At 72.8% G+C, this 13,676-nt stretch carries 12 protein-coding genes; 10 read left to right on the top strand and 2 right to left on the bottom strand.

Annotation, left to right across the window (positions count from 1 at the left end):
* The coding region (locus tag KVT45_RS44875) for an aldo/keto reductase (RefSeq protein ID WP_217555483.1) at positions 1-364 on the top strand (364 nt) is incomplete at its 5' end.
* A gap of 32 nt (positions 365-396) precedes the next feature.
* Here KVT45_RS44875 and KVT45_RS44880 read toward each other — a convergent pair.
* Positions 397-1,320 (bottom strand): AraC family transcriptional regulator, encoded by a 924-nt coding sequence (locus tag KVT45_RS44880; RefSeq protein ID WP_217555485.1) that lies wholly within the window; start codon positions 1,318-1,320, stop codon positions 397-399.
* A gap of 4 nt (positions 1,321-1,324) precedes the next feature.
* Positions 1,325-2,182 (bottom strand): phytanoyl-CoA dioxygenase family protein, encoded by an 858-nt coding sequence (locus KVT45_RS44885; protein ID WP_217555487.1) that lies wholly within the window; start codon positions 2,180-2,182, stop codon positions 1,325-1,327.
* A gap of 245 nt (positions 2,183-2,427) precedes the next feature.
* Here KVT45_RS44885 and KVT45_RS44890 point away from each other — a divergent pair, with 245 nt between their 5' ends.
* The 9 genes from KVT45_RS44890 (at position 2,428) to KVT45_RS44930 (ending at position 13,627) form a co-directional block, all read left to right on the top strand.
* A complete protein-coding gene (locus KVT45_RS44890; RefSeq protein WP_217555489.1) occupies positions 2,428-3,528 on the top strand; it encodes a LacI family DNA-binding transcriptional regulator in 1,101 nt (366 codons plus the stop codon).
* On the top strand, positions 3,525-4,451 hold the full coding sequence (locus KVT45_RS44895; RefSeq protein ID WP_217555490.1) for an ABC transporter permease: 927 nt from the start codon (positions 3,525-3,527) through the stop codon (positions 4,449-4,451). The genes KVT45_RS44890 and KVT45_RS44895 overlap by 4 nt, the downstream gene beginning before the upstream one ends.
* The gene (locus KVT45_RS44900; protein ID WP_217555491.1) at positions 4,451-5,329 is read left to right on the top strand and encodes an ABC transporter permease; all 879 of its coding nucleotides are present in this window, start codon (positions 4,451-4,453) and stop codon (positions 5,327-5,329) included. The genes KVT45_RS44895 and KVT45_RS44900 overlap by 1 nt, the downstream gene beginning before the upstream one ends.
* 68 nt (positions 5,330-5,397) lie before the next feature.
* Positions 5,398-6,939: an ABC transporter substrate-binding protein gene (locus KVT45_RS44905; protein ID WP_217555493.1), complete on the top strand. Its 1,542-nt coding sequence runs from the start codon at positions 5,398-5,400 to the stop codon at positions 6,937-6,939.
* On the top strand, positions 6,936-7,973 hold the full coding sequence (locus KVT45_RS44910; RefSeq protein ID WP_217555495.1) for an ABC transporter ATP-binding protein: 1,038 nt from the start codon (positions 6,936-6,938) through the stop codon (positions 7,971-7,973). The genes KVT45_RS44905 and KVT45_RS44910 overlap by 4 nt, the downstream gene beginning before the upstream one ends.
* Positions 7,970-8,794: a dipeptide/oligopeptide/nickel ABC transporter ATP-binding protein gene (locus tag KVT45_RS44915; protein WP_308311052.1), complete on the top strand. Its 825-nt coding sequence runs from the start codon at positions 7,970-7,972 to the stop codon at positions 8,792-8,794. The genes KVT45_RS44910 and KVT45_RS44915 overlap by 4 nt, the downstream gene beginning before the upstream one ends.
* The gene (locus KVT45_RS44920) at positions 8,791-11,004 is read left to right on the top strand and encodes a trehalase family glycosidase (RefSeq protein ID WP_217555497.1); all 2,214 of its coding nucleotides are present in this window, start codon (positions 8,791-8,793) and stop codon (positions 11,002-11,004) included. Before KVT45_RS44915 ends, KVT45_RS44920 begins: the two co-directional genes overlap by 4 nt.
* Positions 11,001-12,614 carry an FAD-dependent oxidoreductase gene (locus KVT45_RS44925; protein WP_217555499.1) on the top strand — a complete coding sequence of 538 codons (1,614 nt, stop codon included), beginning with the start codon at positions 11,001-11,003 and terminating at the stop codon, positions 12,612-12,614. The genes KVT45_RS44920 and KVT45_RS44925 overlap by 4 nt, the downstream gene beginning before the upstream one ends.
* Positions 12,614-13,627 (top strand): dihydrodipicolinate synthase family protein, encoded by a 1,014-nt coding sequence (locus KVT45_RS44930; protein WP_217555501.1) that lies wholly within the window; start codon positions 12,614-12,616, stop codon positions 13,625-13,627. Before KVT45_RS44925 ends, KVT45_RS44930 begins: the two co-directional genes overlap by 1 nt.
* Positions 13,628-13,676: the final 49 nt, after the last annotated feature.

Raw genomic sequence — 13,676 nt, forward strand, 5'->3', positions numbered from 1 at the left:
GGTGGCGCAGCTCGAGCAGGCCCGTGCGGTCGCCGAGACCGTGTCGGCCCAGAACCTCTACAACCTCGCCGACCGCACCTCCGAAGACGTCCTCGACCACTGCGAGGCCGAGCACCTCGCGTTCATACCCTGGTTTCCCATCGCGACCGGCACGCTGGCGGAATCAAACGGTCCGCTGGCGAGGATCAGCAAGGATCACGGCGCGACGCCGTCCCAGCTCGCACTCGCCTGGCTGCTGCGCCGCTCCCCGGTGATCCTGCCCATTCCGGGAACGTCGTCGGTGGCCCACCTCGACGAGAACGTCGAGGCGGCGTCGGTGCGGCTTTCCGGCGAGGAGTTCGCGGCGCTGACGAGGGCCGTCTGAGGCAGCCGCGTTCCGTCCACCGCAGGGCCTGCTCAGAAGCGGCGACCGTCGGCGGACCCCGGTTGCGAGGGCGGCACCAGGGCCAGGAGCGCGGACAGCGCGCCGTCGGTGACCGGGGACGGTGGTGCCGACTCGGGCGGCAACCCCCGGAAGGCGCTCGGGGACATCCCGTAGACGGCGCGGAACCGGCGCGAGAAATGGTAGGCGTCGGGGAAGCCGCACCGCACCGCTATGGCGCGGAGCGAGAGGCTGCTGAGCCACAGCAGCGGCTCGGCCCTCGCCAGGCGGAGCCGTTCGAGCCCCGCGACGGGGCTGACGCCGAGGTGCCGTCGGCAGATCCGGGACAGCGTGCTCTCCGAGACCCCGGCCGCCCGCGCCAGCCGATCGAGGGGGAGCGGCCGGGCGACGCCGTCCGACCAGTGGGAGCGGACCGCGGCCGCCATGGCGACCAGGGGTTCCGGGAGCGACACCGTGCCGGTCGCCGGGCCGGTGTCGTGCACGAAGGTGAAGAGCAGCAGCCGCAGGGTCTCCTCGGCGTGCCGTTCCCAGTCCGGCGGGCGGGTCGCGCCGAGTGCCAGGAGGTACTGGCAGAGCGCGGCCATCGGGTCGCCGCGCCCCGTCAGGTCCCGGACGACCGGCCAGCCGGTGTCGTCGAGGGGCTCCGCGCCCCCTGGTCCGGCGGGCAGCCGGAAGTGCGTGTAGGCGTGCCGGGTGGGCCGGCGGGTGTCCCAGTGGAACGTGTCCCGCATACCCGGGCGCACGAGCAGCAGCGCGCTGGGCGTCAGGGGCACGGTCAGGTCGCCGCAGACCCAGCGGGCGCTGCCGTGCAGCAGCCAGACGAACTCGTACGACCCCGCGTCCCTGGGGCCGAAGACCGACCCGGGCGGGTAGTCGGCGACCGCGGGACCGAGCCGGGCCAGGAGCGTGGGGGTCGGGGGCGGGAGGCGTTCCGTCACGGCCTCACCTGTCGCAGCCCCCGGACCGGTCGCGCCGCACCCGGGGCCGGCGGATGTCGGCGGTGCCCTTGTAGGCGTACGGGTCACGGCCCGCGACCAGCACGATGTCCCGGAAGTCGGCCTGGGCCATGGGTAGTTCGGCCTCGGGGGCGGCCCAGGGGAGGAGGGACGCGGCGCTCATGTAGTGGTTGACCAGGGCCCGGCGGAAGCCCTGACGGCCGGTGTTGGGCAGCGACCTGTGCAGGAGATAGCCGTTGAAGAGCAGCACCGATCCGGCGGCGATCTCGACCGGAACGGCGTGCGCCTCGTCGTACGGGAAGTCGTAGGACTCGACCGTGCAGTCGTAACGGGCGTCGTCGTGCCGCCGGTTGGGGTAGATCACGCCGGGGCGGTGCGAGCCCGGCAGGACCCACAGGCAGCCGTTGCCGACGGTCGCGTCGTCGAGGGCGAGCCAGGCGGCGGTCAGCGAACGGTCCCGGGTGGGGATGAACATCTCGTCCTGGTGCCATGCCTGGCCCGGCCTGCCCTCGGACTTGACGAACAGCATCGACTGCATCGCCTTGACGTCGGGACCGATCACCTCGGTCACCGGGCCGACGACGGCGGGATGGCGCATGGTTGTGAGCATGAGCGCCGACAGCTTGTGCGGATAGTGCACGCACAGGAATCGCCGGACGGTGTCGTCGTCGCTCTCGCCCGCGACCGGCGGCGGCGCCCCTTCGACGGCGCCTCGCTCGCCGCGGCAGATCCGCACGGTCTCCGCACGCAACTCCGCCACCTCGGCCGGCGCCAGGGCGTCCGGCAGCACGGCGTATCCGTCCCGGTGGAAGCGGGTCGCGAGGTCGTCGGTCAGGTCGGTCATCGGGTTCCCCTTCGCGCCGGGATGCCGCAACACCGGAATGCGGTCGTGTTCCCGATGGTCCTGAACAACGCGTCCCCGTGCCATGGCCGGCCGGTGCACCCGGATGGCGAATCCGGTCACTCCGCAAGATCAGATCATGTGTCAGAAACAAGGCGGACAAGGGCTGTTCACGTCTCTTGACGCTTTTCGCCGCATCCGAGTAGCGTCATTCGGCACTTGCTAATACGTATTAACTGGGAGTGCTCATGGCCCCTCCCGAACGACGTAGACGCTCCACCCAACGGGACATCGCCCGGCGCGCCGGCGTCTCCCAGGCGACGGTGTCGCTGGTGATCAGCGGAGGCGCGGCGAGTGCGCAGATCGCGGAACCGACCCGGCGGGCCGTGCTGGCGGCGGCCGAGGAACTCGGGTACGCGGCCAATGTCGCCGCACGCAGTCTGAAAGGCGGCCGGAACCGGCTGCTCGGGCTCTACACCTTCGAGTCGGTGTTCCCGACCGACCAGCGGGACTTCTACTACCCGTTCCTGCTCGGCGTGGAGGAGGAGACGGCACGGCAGGGCTACGACCTGCTGCTGTTCTGTTCCGACGGGAGCGCGTCCGGCACGGAGAGGGCCGAGCGGTCCATCTACGCCGGCGGTACCAACCGGCTGAAGATCGCGGACGGTTGCGTCCTGCTCGGCAGGAACGTCCGCCGCGAGGAGCTGTCGGCGCTGGTCCGGGAGGACTTCCCGTTCGTCTTCGTCGGACGTCGTGAGGTGGACGACGGTGAACTCTCCTACGTGGCGGCCGACTACGTCTCGGCGACCGCGGGACTCGTCGCGGAGCTGGCGCGACACGGCCACCGGCGGATCCTGTACTTGCGGGCCCCGGAGGACAGCGAGCCCACCAGAGACCGCGAGGAGGGATACCGGCGCGGGCTGGCCGAGGCCGGCCTCGGCGCGGACGAGGCGCTGATCCGGAGCCTGGCCGATCCGGCCGACCTGACGGTCGAGCGGCTGGAGGGGTGGATCGACGGACTCGGGATCACCGCGCTGCTGGTCGAGCCGACCGAGGACGACCGGCTCACCGGGGCGCTCGCGACGATGACCGGCACGGAACGGGTCCGGTTCCCGCAGGACTGCTCGCTGGCCCTGCTGGGCGATCCGCCGTCCTGGACACCGGAGTCCCGGAACTGGACACGGTTCTCGCTGCCGCGCGCCCAGATGGCCGGGGAGGCCGTACGGGTGCTGATCGAACTGCTCGACGAGGAGGCCCCCGCGCCGCGCCGGCTGACGGTGCCCTGCGCCTTCGTACCGGGCGACTCGGTCGGCCCGGTCCCTGCCGGCGGCGGGAGGCCGAGGGCATGATCCGGATGATCGTGCACCGGCTGCTCATCGGGGTCTTCGTGATGTGGGGCGCCGCCTCGCTGATCTTCCTCGTCGTCCGGGCCGCGCCCGGCGACCCCGCGACGGTACTGCTCGGCCCTGACGCCACCCGCAGCCAGATCGCCCAACTGCACGCCTCGCTCGGCCTCGACCGGCCGCTCGGCGCGCAGTACCTCAGCTACCTCGGCGACGTCTGCCGGCTCGACTTCGGCGAGTCGCACTGGCTCGGCAGGCCCGCCATGAGCGCGGTCCTCGACCGGCTGCCCGCCACCATCGACCTCACCGTGACGGCCACGGTGATCGCGGTGATCGTGGGGCTGACCCTCGGCATGCTGGCCGGCGCACGGCCGGGCGGACTGCTGGACCGGGTGGTCTCGGCCTGCACGATCGCCCTCCAGTCGTTCCCCACGTTCTGGATCGGCATCATGCTGGTCCTGGTCTTCGCCCTGACCCTGCGCCTGCTGCCCAGCTCCGGGGTCGGCACGCCCCAGCACCTGGTACTGCCGGCCGTCACCCTCTCGTTCCCGTTCGTCGCGATCATCGCCCGGCTGACCCGGACCAGCCTCGCCGAGACCATGCGCGAGAGCTACATCCAGACCGCCCGCTCCAAGGGCCTGACCGAACGCCAGGTGCTGTTCGGGCACGCCCTGCGCAACTCGCTGATCCCCGTGGTGACCGTGGTCGGCGTCCAGGTCGGGGCGCTGGTCGGCGGCGCCGTGATCGTCGAGAACGTGTTCGCCTGGCCCGGCCTCGGATCGCTCGTGGTGGAGGCGGTGGCCAACCGCGACTACACGGTCGTACAGGGCGCCACCCTGCTGATCGCCGGCATCGTCGTCGTACTCAACCTGATGGCCGATCTGCTCATCGCCCAGCTGGATCCGCGGATCCGGACGGGAGCCGTCTGATGGCCGGCGACACCGTGGCCGTCGAGAAGTCGGCGACGACTCCGCGGCGGACCCGGCGCCCGTTCCTCTCCCGGGTCCCCGCCCTGGTCGTCGGCTGCTATCTGCTGGTGGCCGTCGTCGGACCCATGGTGATCCACTACGACCCGGTGCACACCTCCCTGGAGGACCGGCTGCTCGCACCCGGCTCCAAGGTGGCCGGCGGCGGCACGGCCTGGCTCGGCACGGACGGACTCGGCCGCGACCTGCTCGCCCAGATCGTCTACGGAGCCCGCACGGCGGTGCTCATCGGCGTGTCCACGGTCGCGCTGTCCTGCCTCGTCGGGGTCCTTCTCGGCGCCGTCGCCGGCTACTTCCGGGGCGCCGCCGACGCCGTCCTCGCCCGGATCTTCGACGTCCTGCTGGCGTTTCCCGCGATCCTGCTGGCCATCGTGATCGCGGGCGCCTTCGAGCGAAGCGTCCTGCTGGTCGTCGTCGCGCTCTCGGCCACCGGCTGGATCACCTTCGCCCGCGTCACCCGCGGCATCGCGCTCTCCGTCAGGGAACGGCCCTGGGTCGACGCCGCCCGGGTGCTGGGAGTGCCCGGCCGGACCGTCCTCGCCCGGCACGTGCTCCCGTTCACCGCCGGACCGGTCGTCGCCCTCGCCACGCTCGAATTCGCGCTGGTGGTACTGGCGGAGGCGGGACTCAGCTTCCTCGGCATCGGGCTGCCCCCGTCGACCGTGTCCTGGGGGCAGACCATCGCGAACGGCAAGGAGTACCTCGAAACGCAATGGTGGATCTCCACCCTGCCGGGCATCGCCCTGTCCCTCCTGATCGTGAACGTGGGCATCCTCGGCGACCAGCTCACCGCCCGCTACGGGCGTGGCCGCACCGACTGAACCGGCCAGGTACAGCGCCTCACCCACCGGCTGACTCCGACCGACCCTCGATCGAGAGGAGCACCATCATGACCAGCACGCGTGAGCACGGGCGGAGCCGGCTGATCCGGCTCGCCACCACCGCCACGGCGGGCGCGGCGCTCCTCGCCGCCTGCACGACGACCGGCGGTGACGACGGCGGAGGCGGTTCCGCCGCCTCGGGCGACGTGACGGTCGCCGGCACCTACCCGATCGAGAGCCTGGACCCGCACGGGGCCCAGGGCGCCTCCACGGGAACCCAGCTGGCCGCACAGGAGATCTTCAGCAGACTCGTGAAGCCCGCCGCGGACGGCACCCTCGAAGGCGACCTCGCCACCTCCTGGAAGGCCAACAAGGACGTCACGGCCTGGACGTTCACGCTGCGCTCCGGTGTCACGTTCTCCGACGGCTCGGCCCTCGACGCCGACGACGTGATCGCCTCCTTCCAGCGCATGACCGGCCTGAACGGCCCCAACGCGGGCAACTTCCCGGGCGACACGATGACCAAGGTCTCCGCCACCGAGGTGGTCCTGCACAGCCCGGCGCCCGACGCGTCCGTCCCCGGCAAGCTCGGCACCTTCTACGTCCTCCCGTCGGGCGTCGGCAAGGACGACACCGCCTTCTTCAACCACCCCGTGGGCTCGGGCCCGTTCACCGTCGACGCGTTCACCCCGAGCGAGTCGCTGGTCCTGGTGCCCAACAAGAAGTACCGGGGTGCGAAGCCCGGACTGAACCGCGTCACCGTACGGAACATCCCCGAGCTCGCGTCCCGCATGACCGCACTGCGCACCGGTGAGGTGGACGTCGTCTGGGGCATCCCGGACGACCAACTGGCCTCTCTGAAGAGCCAGAAGGACCTGACGGTGAAGACCGTGCCGAGCAGCGCCGAGTTCACCATGTGGTTCAACTCCTCGATCCCCGCCCTCAAGGACGCGAAGGTGCGCAGGGCGATCTGGCAGGCGGTCGACTTCAGGACCATCATCGGCAAGCTCTATCCCGATACAGGCAAGGCGGCCGACGCGCCCGTGACCGGCGTCGTCCTCGGCCACGCGGCACAGCCGGCCGTGGCCTACGACCCCGCGGCCGCCAAGGCGGCCCTCACCGCCGCGGGCTTCGACTTCTCGAAGAAGCTCCGCCTCCAGTTCGCCAACGACGAGTTCAAGCCCTTCGTCCAGGCTGTCGTCTCCGACCTGCAGAAGGTCGGCGTGCAGGTGGAGCCGCTGGAGAAGGAGCAGGCCGTCTTCACGGAGGACCTGCTCGCACTCAAGTGGGACATCAACTTCCAGCAGCTGGCCACCCCCAGCTACGACGCCGCCAGCAACCTCGGCCGCCTCTACACCTGCGCGGCCAAGCGGATGGGCTACTGCAACAAGCAGTTGGACGGCCTGCTCGCGGCGGCCGGAGCCACGGCCGACAAGCAGAAGCGCACCGACCTCTACGCCCGGGCCAGCCGCATCATCTGGCAGGACGCGGTCGGGATGTACCCGATGTCGGTGAGCATCGCCTACGCCTGGAACAGCGACCTGAAGGGATTCGTCCCCGACGCCAGCGGACTGCCGGACTTCGCCACCGTACGGACGGGGGGCTCATGACCCCCGCCGGAGCCGGAACCGCGCGCGAGAACGGGACCGGGAAGACGACGCCCGCGACCGACGGGCCGATCCTGCGGATCGACGACCTGGTGGTGGAACTGCCGGGCCCGCACGGCACCCGGACCCGCGTGGTGGACGGCGTGTCCTTCGACGTGCCACGGGCCACCACCGTGGGCCTGATCGGCGAGTCGGGCAGCGGAAAGACCATCACCGCGCAGGCGATCCTGGGCCTGCCGCCCGAGGGCGCCACCCTGTCCGGCCGGCTGCTGTGGCACGGCGAGGACCTGCTCGCCGCCGACCCGGCCCGGCGCCGCGCGGTACGCGGCCGCGAGATCGCGATGATCTTCCAGGACCCCCTTGCGGCCCTGAACCCGACCCAGCGGATCGCCCGTCAGATCGGCGAGGTGCCACGCCGCGACCGGCTGCCGCGAGGAGAGGTGAACCGCAGGGTCGTCGAACTCCTCGACCGGGTCGGGGTACCGGAACCGGAAAGGCGGATGCGCGCCTACCCGCACGAACTCTCCGGAGGCCTCCGCCAACGCGCCATGATCGCGATGGCGCTGGCCGGCAACCCCGCGCTGCTGCTCGCCGACGAGCCCACCACGGCACTCGACGTCACCGTGCAGTCCCGGATCCTGCGGCTGCTGGCCGACATCCAGGCGGCGGACGGCCTCGCGATGCTCCTGGTCAGCCATGACCTGCGGGTCGTGTCGCACGTCGGCGAACGGGTCGTGGTGATGTACGCCGGACGGGTCTGCGAACGCGGGCCCGCCCGTGACGTACTGCGCAGGCCCGCCCATCCGTACACCGCCGCCCTGGTGCGCAGCGTGCCCGCCGTCAGAACCCGTACCGCACTGGCCGACCCGCTGCCCGGGGCCCCGGCGACACCGGCGAACCGGCCGGCCGGCTGCGCCTTCCACCCGCGCTGCCCGATGGCCCGCGCCCGGTGCCGCGCCGAGCTGCCGAAGGTGCGGGAGGTGGCGCCGGACCGCTGGAGCGCCTGCCACTTCGCAGAGGAGGTGACGGGATCGTGAGCGCGAGTGAGCGGGCCCTCCTCGATGTGCGTGATCTGCGCGTCAGTTACGGCGGACGGCGAGGCGGTCAGGCCGCCGTGGACGGAGTGAGCCTGTCGGTGGCACCCGAGGAGACACTCGGGCTGGTCGGCGAGTCGGGCTCCGGCAAGACGACCGTGGCCCGGTGCGTGGCCGGACTGCTGCGGCCCGGCGCCGGGACCGTCACCTTCGAGGGACGGCCGCTCGGCCGCGCCGGGCGCCGCCCGCCCGAACTGCAGCGTGCGGTGCAGATGGTGTTCCAGGACCCGCGGTCGTCGCTGAACCCGCGGATGACGGTCGCCTCGGTCATCGCCGAGGTCTGGCGCACCCACCCGGTCACCGCACCGGAGGGCGACCGCACCGGGGCCCTGCACCGGCTCCTCGCCGACATGGGGCTCGACCCCGAGGTGGCGTCCCGGCGCGCGGGGGACCTGTCGGGCGGTCAGTGCCAGCGGGTCAGCATCGCCAGGGCGCTGGCGGTACGGCCCCGGCTGCTGGTCTGCGACGAGGCGGTGTCGGCGCTCGACGTGTCGGTCCAGGCCCAGATCCTGCGGCTGCTGGTCGATCTGCGCGGCCGGCACCGGCTCGCGATGCTGTTCATCTCCCACGACCTGGGGGTGGTGCACCAGATCGCCGACCGGGTGGCGGTGATGCGCCGGGGCGTGATCGTGGAGGAGGGCCGGACCGGCGAGGTGCTGACCGCACCGCGGCACGCGTACACCCGCGCGCTGCTGGACGCGGCCCTGGACCTCGACGACTCGGTGCCGGGGGACGGCACCACCGACGGCAGGGCGGCCGTATGAGCGGGAGCGGGGCCACCGCGGGGCGTGCCACCGGGACTCCCGCGCCGACCGGCTGGAACACCTGGGACGTCCGCACGCACACCGGTATGAACCGGCTGCCGTCGGGACCGCGGGTGCGGTTCGGCGTACTCGGCCCCGAAGGCCCGGTGCTCGACGGGTTCACCTGGCGCGACGGCCTCGAACGGCTCGGGCCGCACACCGTGGACGGCAGCTACGCCGAAGTGACGGTACGGGCGGCGGGGCACCGGCTGCGGCTGGAGTTCGCGGGCGGACCCGGCGACATCCTGTACGTCCGCGCCGAGAGCACCGGCCGGGTCGCGCTGTCCGTGGACGGTCTCACCGGCATCGTCGACCCGACGGGCCGTCCGGATGCGGCGGGGCAACCGGGTGTGGCGGTCCGCCCCGGTGCGGCGGAGCGTCCGGGGGCCGGCGACTTCCCGCTGGGCACCGTCCTCGCGGACGGGATCCGCTGGACGGTCACCGCCTCGTCGGGCGCCGACAGGGTCGAGGGCACGGCGGACGCGCTGGTCCTGGCGTTCAGCGGTCCGGGCACGGTGGAACTGCGGATCGCGCCGGCCGACGCACCGGGCACGGCGGCGCGGACCGCCGGTGTACTCGCGTCGCACCGCGCCGCCGCCGACCTGACCCGGCTGCGGTCCGGCGGCTGGCTCGGCGCCGCCGCCGACGCCCTGGCCACGGCCGTCACCTGGAACACGATCTACGCCCCCGACCTCGACCGGGTCCTCACCCCGACCTCCAGGGACTTCGTCTGCGCCGAGCGCAAGGGCTTCTACGGCACCTGGGCCCTGCACGCCTGGGACACGTTCTTCACCGGCCTCGTCGCCTCGGCCGTCGACCGGGACTACGCGCGCGGCATCTTCGAACAGATCCTTCCGTACGCCGACGAGGCCGGCATGATCCCGAACCGGATCTCGGACGACAGGGGCCGCACCGACGACCGTTCGCAGCCGCCGGTCGGCGCGCTGACGGTGTACCAGGCCCATCTGGCGGGCGGCCTGTCGCCCGAGACCCGCGACACGACGCTGCTGCGCAGCACCTTCCCGGCGCTGCTGGCCTGGCACGACTGGTGGCCGCGGGCCCGCCGCGGGCCGCACGGGCTGCTCGCCTGGGGTTCCGACCCGGTCGCGGGCGACCCCGCGTCGGCGACCCTGGACCGGGCCAGACGCGAGTCGGGCCTGGACGATTCGCCGATGTACGACGAGACCCGGTACGACCCGGCGACCCACACCATGGACCTCGCAGACGTCGGCCTGAACGCGCTGCACATCGCCGACGCCGAGGCGCTGGCGGAGATCGCCGGCATCCTGGGGGAGCGCGCGACGGCCGACCGGCTGCGCACCGAGGCCGCCACGGCCAGGGCGGTCGCCGACCGGCTGCTGTGGGGCGGCGAGCGGAGCGGCTACCGCAACCTCACGGCGGCGGGCGCGCATGATCCGCACGTCTCGCCGACGATGCTGTACGCGCTGCTCGGCGGGTTGCCGGACGCCGGTCGTGCGGCGGCGACCGCCGCCGATCTGCTGCGGCCCGAAGTGCTGGGCGGTGTACGGCCCTTGCCCAGCGTCGCCCGCGACGACCCCGGTTTCGCGGCGACGTACTGGCGCGGCCGGATCTGGGCGCCGATGGCCTACCTCGCCGTCAGCGGACTGCGCCGGTACGGGCTGACCGAGCTGAGCCGTCCGGTGGTGGGGGACCTGCTGCGGCTGTTCCTCGACGAGTGGCGCGTGTACGGCCACGTCAGGGAGAACTATCCGGCCGTCGCCGGCGAGAACCTGACGGGCTTCGAGAAGCGCTCGGACGGACTGATGGCCTGGGGCGGCCTGCTGGCGTACCTCGCCTTCGGCGAACTGGCCGACGCGCGCCCCGACGGCTGGCGGTTCGCCCACCCGGGCGAGCCGGCCGAACTGTGCAACCTGCCGCTCGGCGAGGGCCGCCTCGACGTGCGGGCGGGAGACCGGCTCACGGTCCGCCTCGAAGGACGCGTCCTGCTGGACATGGCGCCCGGCGTCGTCGTACGGGGATACCGGCGGACCGGCGACCGCGTCACCGGGACCGCCGAGGGCACCGGGGACCTGCTTGTCACCCCGCCGGGCGGCGGACCGCCCGTGCCGGTGGACGTCCGGGGCGGACCCCGGAGATTCACGTTCGGTCCGGACGGCACGGGTGACGTACGGGAAGGGAGCGGCACATGAGCGCGCCGACGTCGGCGGGCGCGGACATCCTCGTCGTGGGCGGGGGCCTCGGCGGGGTGGCCGCGGCACTGGCCGCCCTCGACCGGGGGCGGTCGGTCCTGCTCACCGAGGAGACCGACTGGATCGGCGGCCAGCTCACCAGCCAGGGCGTACCGCCCGACGAGCACGCCTGGATCGAGCAGTTCGGCGCCACCCGTACCTACCGCGCACTGCGCGAGGCGATCCGCGACCACTACCGGACCTGGTATCCGCTCACCGAGGAGGCCAGGCGGCGCCGGTATCTCAACCCGGGCGAGGGGCGCGTGAGCCCGCTGTGCCACGAACCGCGCGTGGGCGCCGCCGTACTGGCGGCCATGGTCGCGCCCTACGTGGCCGCCGGGCGGTTGCGGATCCTGTACCGGCACCGTCCGGTGGCCGCCTCCGTGGACGGCGACCGGGTACGGTCCGTGGTCGTCGAGGGCCCGGACGGGACGAGGGTCGAGGTGTCCGCGCCCTATGTCCTGGACGCGACGGAACTCGGCGACCTGCTGCCCCTGACCGGCACCGAGCATGTCACGGGCTTCGAGTCACGGCGGGACACCGGGGAGCCGAGCGCACCCGACGAGGCCCAGCCGGCCAACATGCAGGCGTTCTCCTGGGTGTTCGCCGTCGACCACCGGGCCGGGGAGGACCACACCGTCGACCGCCCGGCCGGTTACGGCCGCTGGGCCGCCTACCACCCCCCGCAGTGGCCGAACCGGCTGCTCAGCCTGAGCGCACCCGACCCGAGGACGCTGGAGACCGTACCGCGCGGGTTCACTCCCAACGCCGACTCGGGGCCGGTCGTCGCCGACCAGAGCAAGGACGCGGGCGACAAGGAACTGTGGGAGTTCCGCCGGGTGTTCTCCCGGAAGCTGTACCGGCAGGGGTTCGCCGCGAGCGATGTCACCATCGTCAACTGGCCCATGATCGACTACCTGCCCGGACCGCTGATCGGGGTGGACGACAAGGAGCGGGACCGGCATCTGGCAGCAGCCCGCGAGCTGAGCATGAGCATGCTCTACTGGCTCCAGACCGAGGCCCCCCGCCCCGACGGCGGCACCGGCTGGCCCGGGCTGCGGCTGCGCGGCGATGTGCTGGGCACGGCCGACGGGCTGGCCAAGGCGCCGTACATCAGGGAGTCGCGCCGGATCGTCGCCCGGCGCCGCATCGTCGAACAGGACCTGTCCCTCGCCGTGCGGGGCGAGCACGGCGCGGTGCGCTGTCCGGACTCGGCCGGCATCGGGATGTACCGGATCGACCTGCACCCGTCCACCGGCGGCGACACCTACATCGACGTGGCCAGCAGCCCCTTCCAGATCCCGCTGGGCGCCCTGCTCCCGGTGCGGGTGCGGAACCTGCTGCCGGTGTGCAAGAACATCGGCACCACCCACATCACCAACGGCTGCTACCGGCTGCACCCCGTCGAGTGGAACATCGGCGAGGCGGCCGGGTCGCTGGCGGCGTACTGCCTCGACAACCGGCTGGACACCGAGCAGGTGTACGAGGACGGCGCCTGGCTGCGCCGCTTCCAGGACGAACTCACGCGCGCCGGGGTGGAACTGGCCTGGCCCGAGGTCAGGGGGTACTGATGGGCGGTTCAGCGCCCCAAAGGGGCGCGGGGCTGTATCCATATGCGGCTCCGCCGCGGGGCGCGACCAGCCACGACGGCGCTGCGGCCGAACGACGGCACATCGGCGGACGCACGCTGCTCTCCGGCGTCATCGTCCCGCTGGTCACCCCGATGGACCGGCCAGGACACCCCTCGGCCCCGGCCGCCGACCCCCTGCTCACGGCGCTGGCGGCCGCAGGCGCACGCGGTCTCATGCTCTTCGGCAGCAACGGCGAGGGCCCGCTGCTCCCCACGGCACAACTGGGCGAGTTCGCAGCCGAGGTGGCGGCACGCTGGCGCGAACTGACCGACGAAGGCCCGGTGTTGGTGAACATCACGGCCCCCGGCACCGCCGAGGCGCTGGCCCGGGCGGAGGCCGTCCTGCCCGCCGCGCCGGACGCGCTGGTGCTCAGCCCGCCGATCTACTTCCACCACCGGCACGACGAGATCGTCGCCCACTACGCGGCCCTCGCCGGCCTCGGCGTTCCGGTCGTCGCCTACAACGCCCCCCGCTACGGCACTGCGCTGACCCCCGCCCTGCTCGACGAACTGACGGGCCTCGCGCACCTGGTGGGCATCAAGGACAGCTCGGGCGACCTCGAGCTGTTCGGACACGCCCTCGCGGCCGCCCGCCGGCGCGACGACTTCGGGGTCAGCCAGGGAGCGGAGCGGCAGGCACTGGACGCGCTGCGGCTCGGGGCCGACGGAATGGTGCTCGGGGTGGCCAATGTGGCGCCCGCGGTGACCGCCGAGCTGTTCCGGGCCCACCGTGACGGCCGGGACGAGGACGCGCGGCGCGCGCAACGGCTGCTCGACGAGGTGCTGGCGCTGCACACCGTACGCCCCGGTGTTCCGGCGGTGAAGGCCGTCCTCGCCGCACGGGGGCTCTGCCCGCCGCATGCCGCGGCGCCCTTCACCCCGTGCTCCGACAAGGAGTTGCAGGCCCTGCTCGACCTGCTCGGCCCCCTCGACGCACATCTCGTACGCGCCTGATCCCACACGCACGTTCACATACACATCCACACCGGCACCCGCCTCCGGT

The sequence above is a fragment of the Streptomyces sp. GbtcB6 genome (genome assembly GCF_019091475.1).
Taxonomy (GTDB): Bacteria; Actinomycetota; Actinomycetes; order Streptomycetales; family Streptomycetaceae; genus Streptomyces; species Streptomyces hyaluromycini.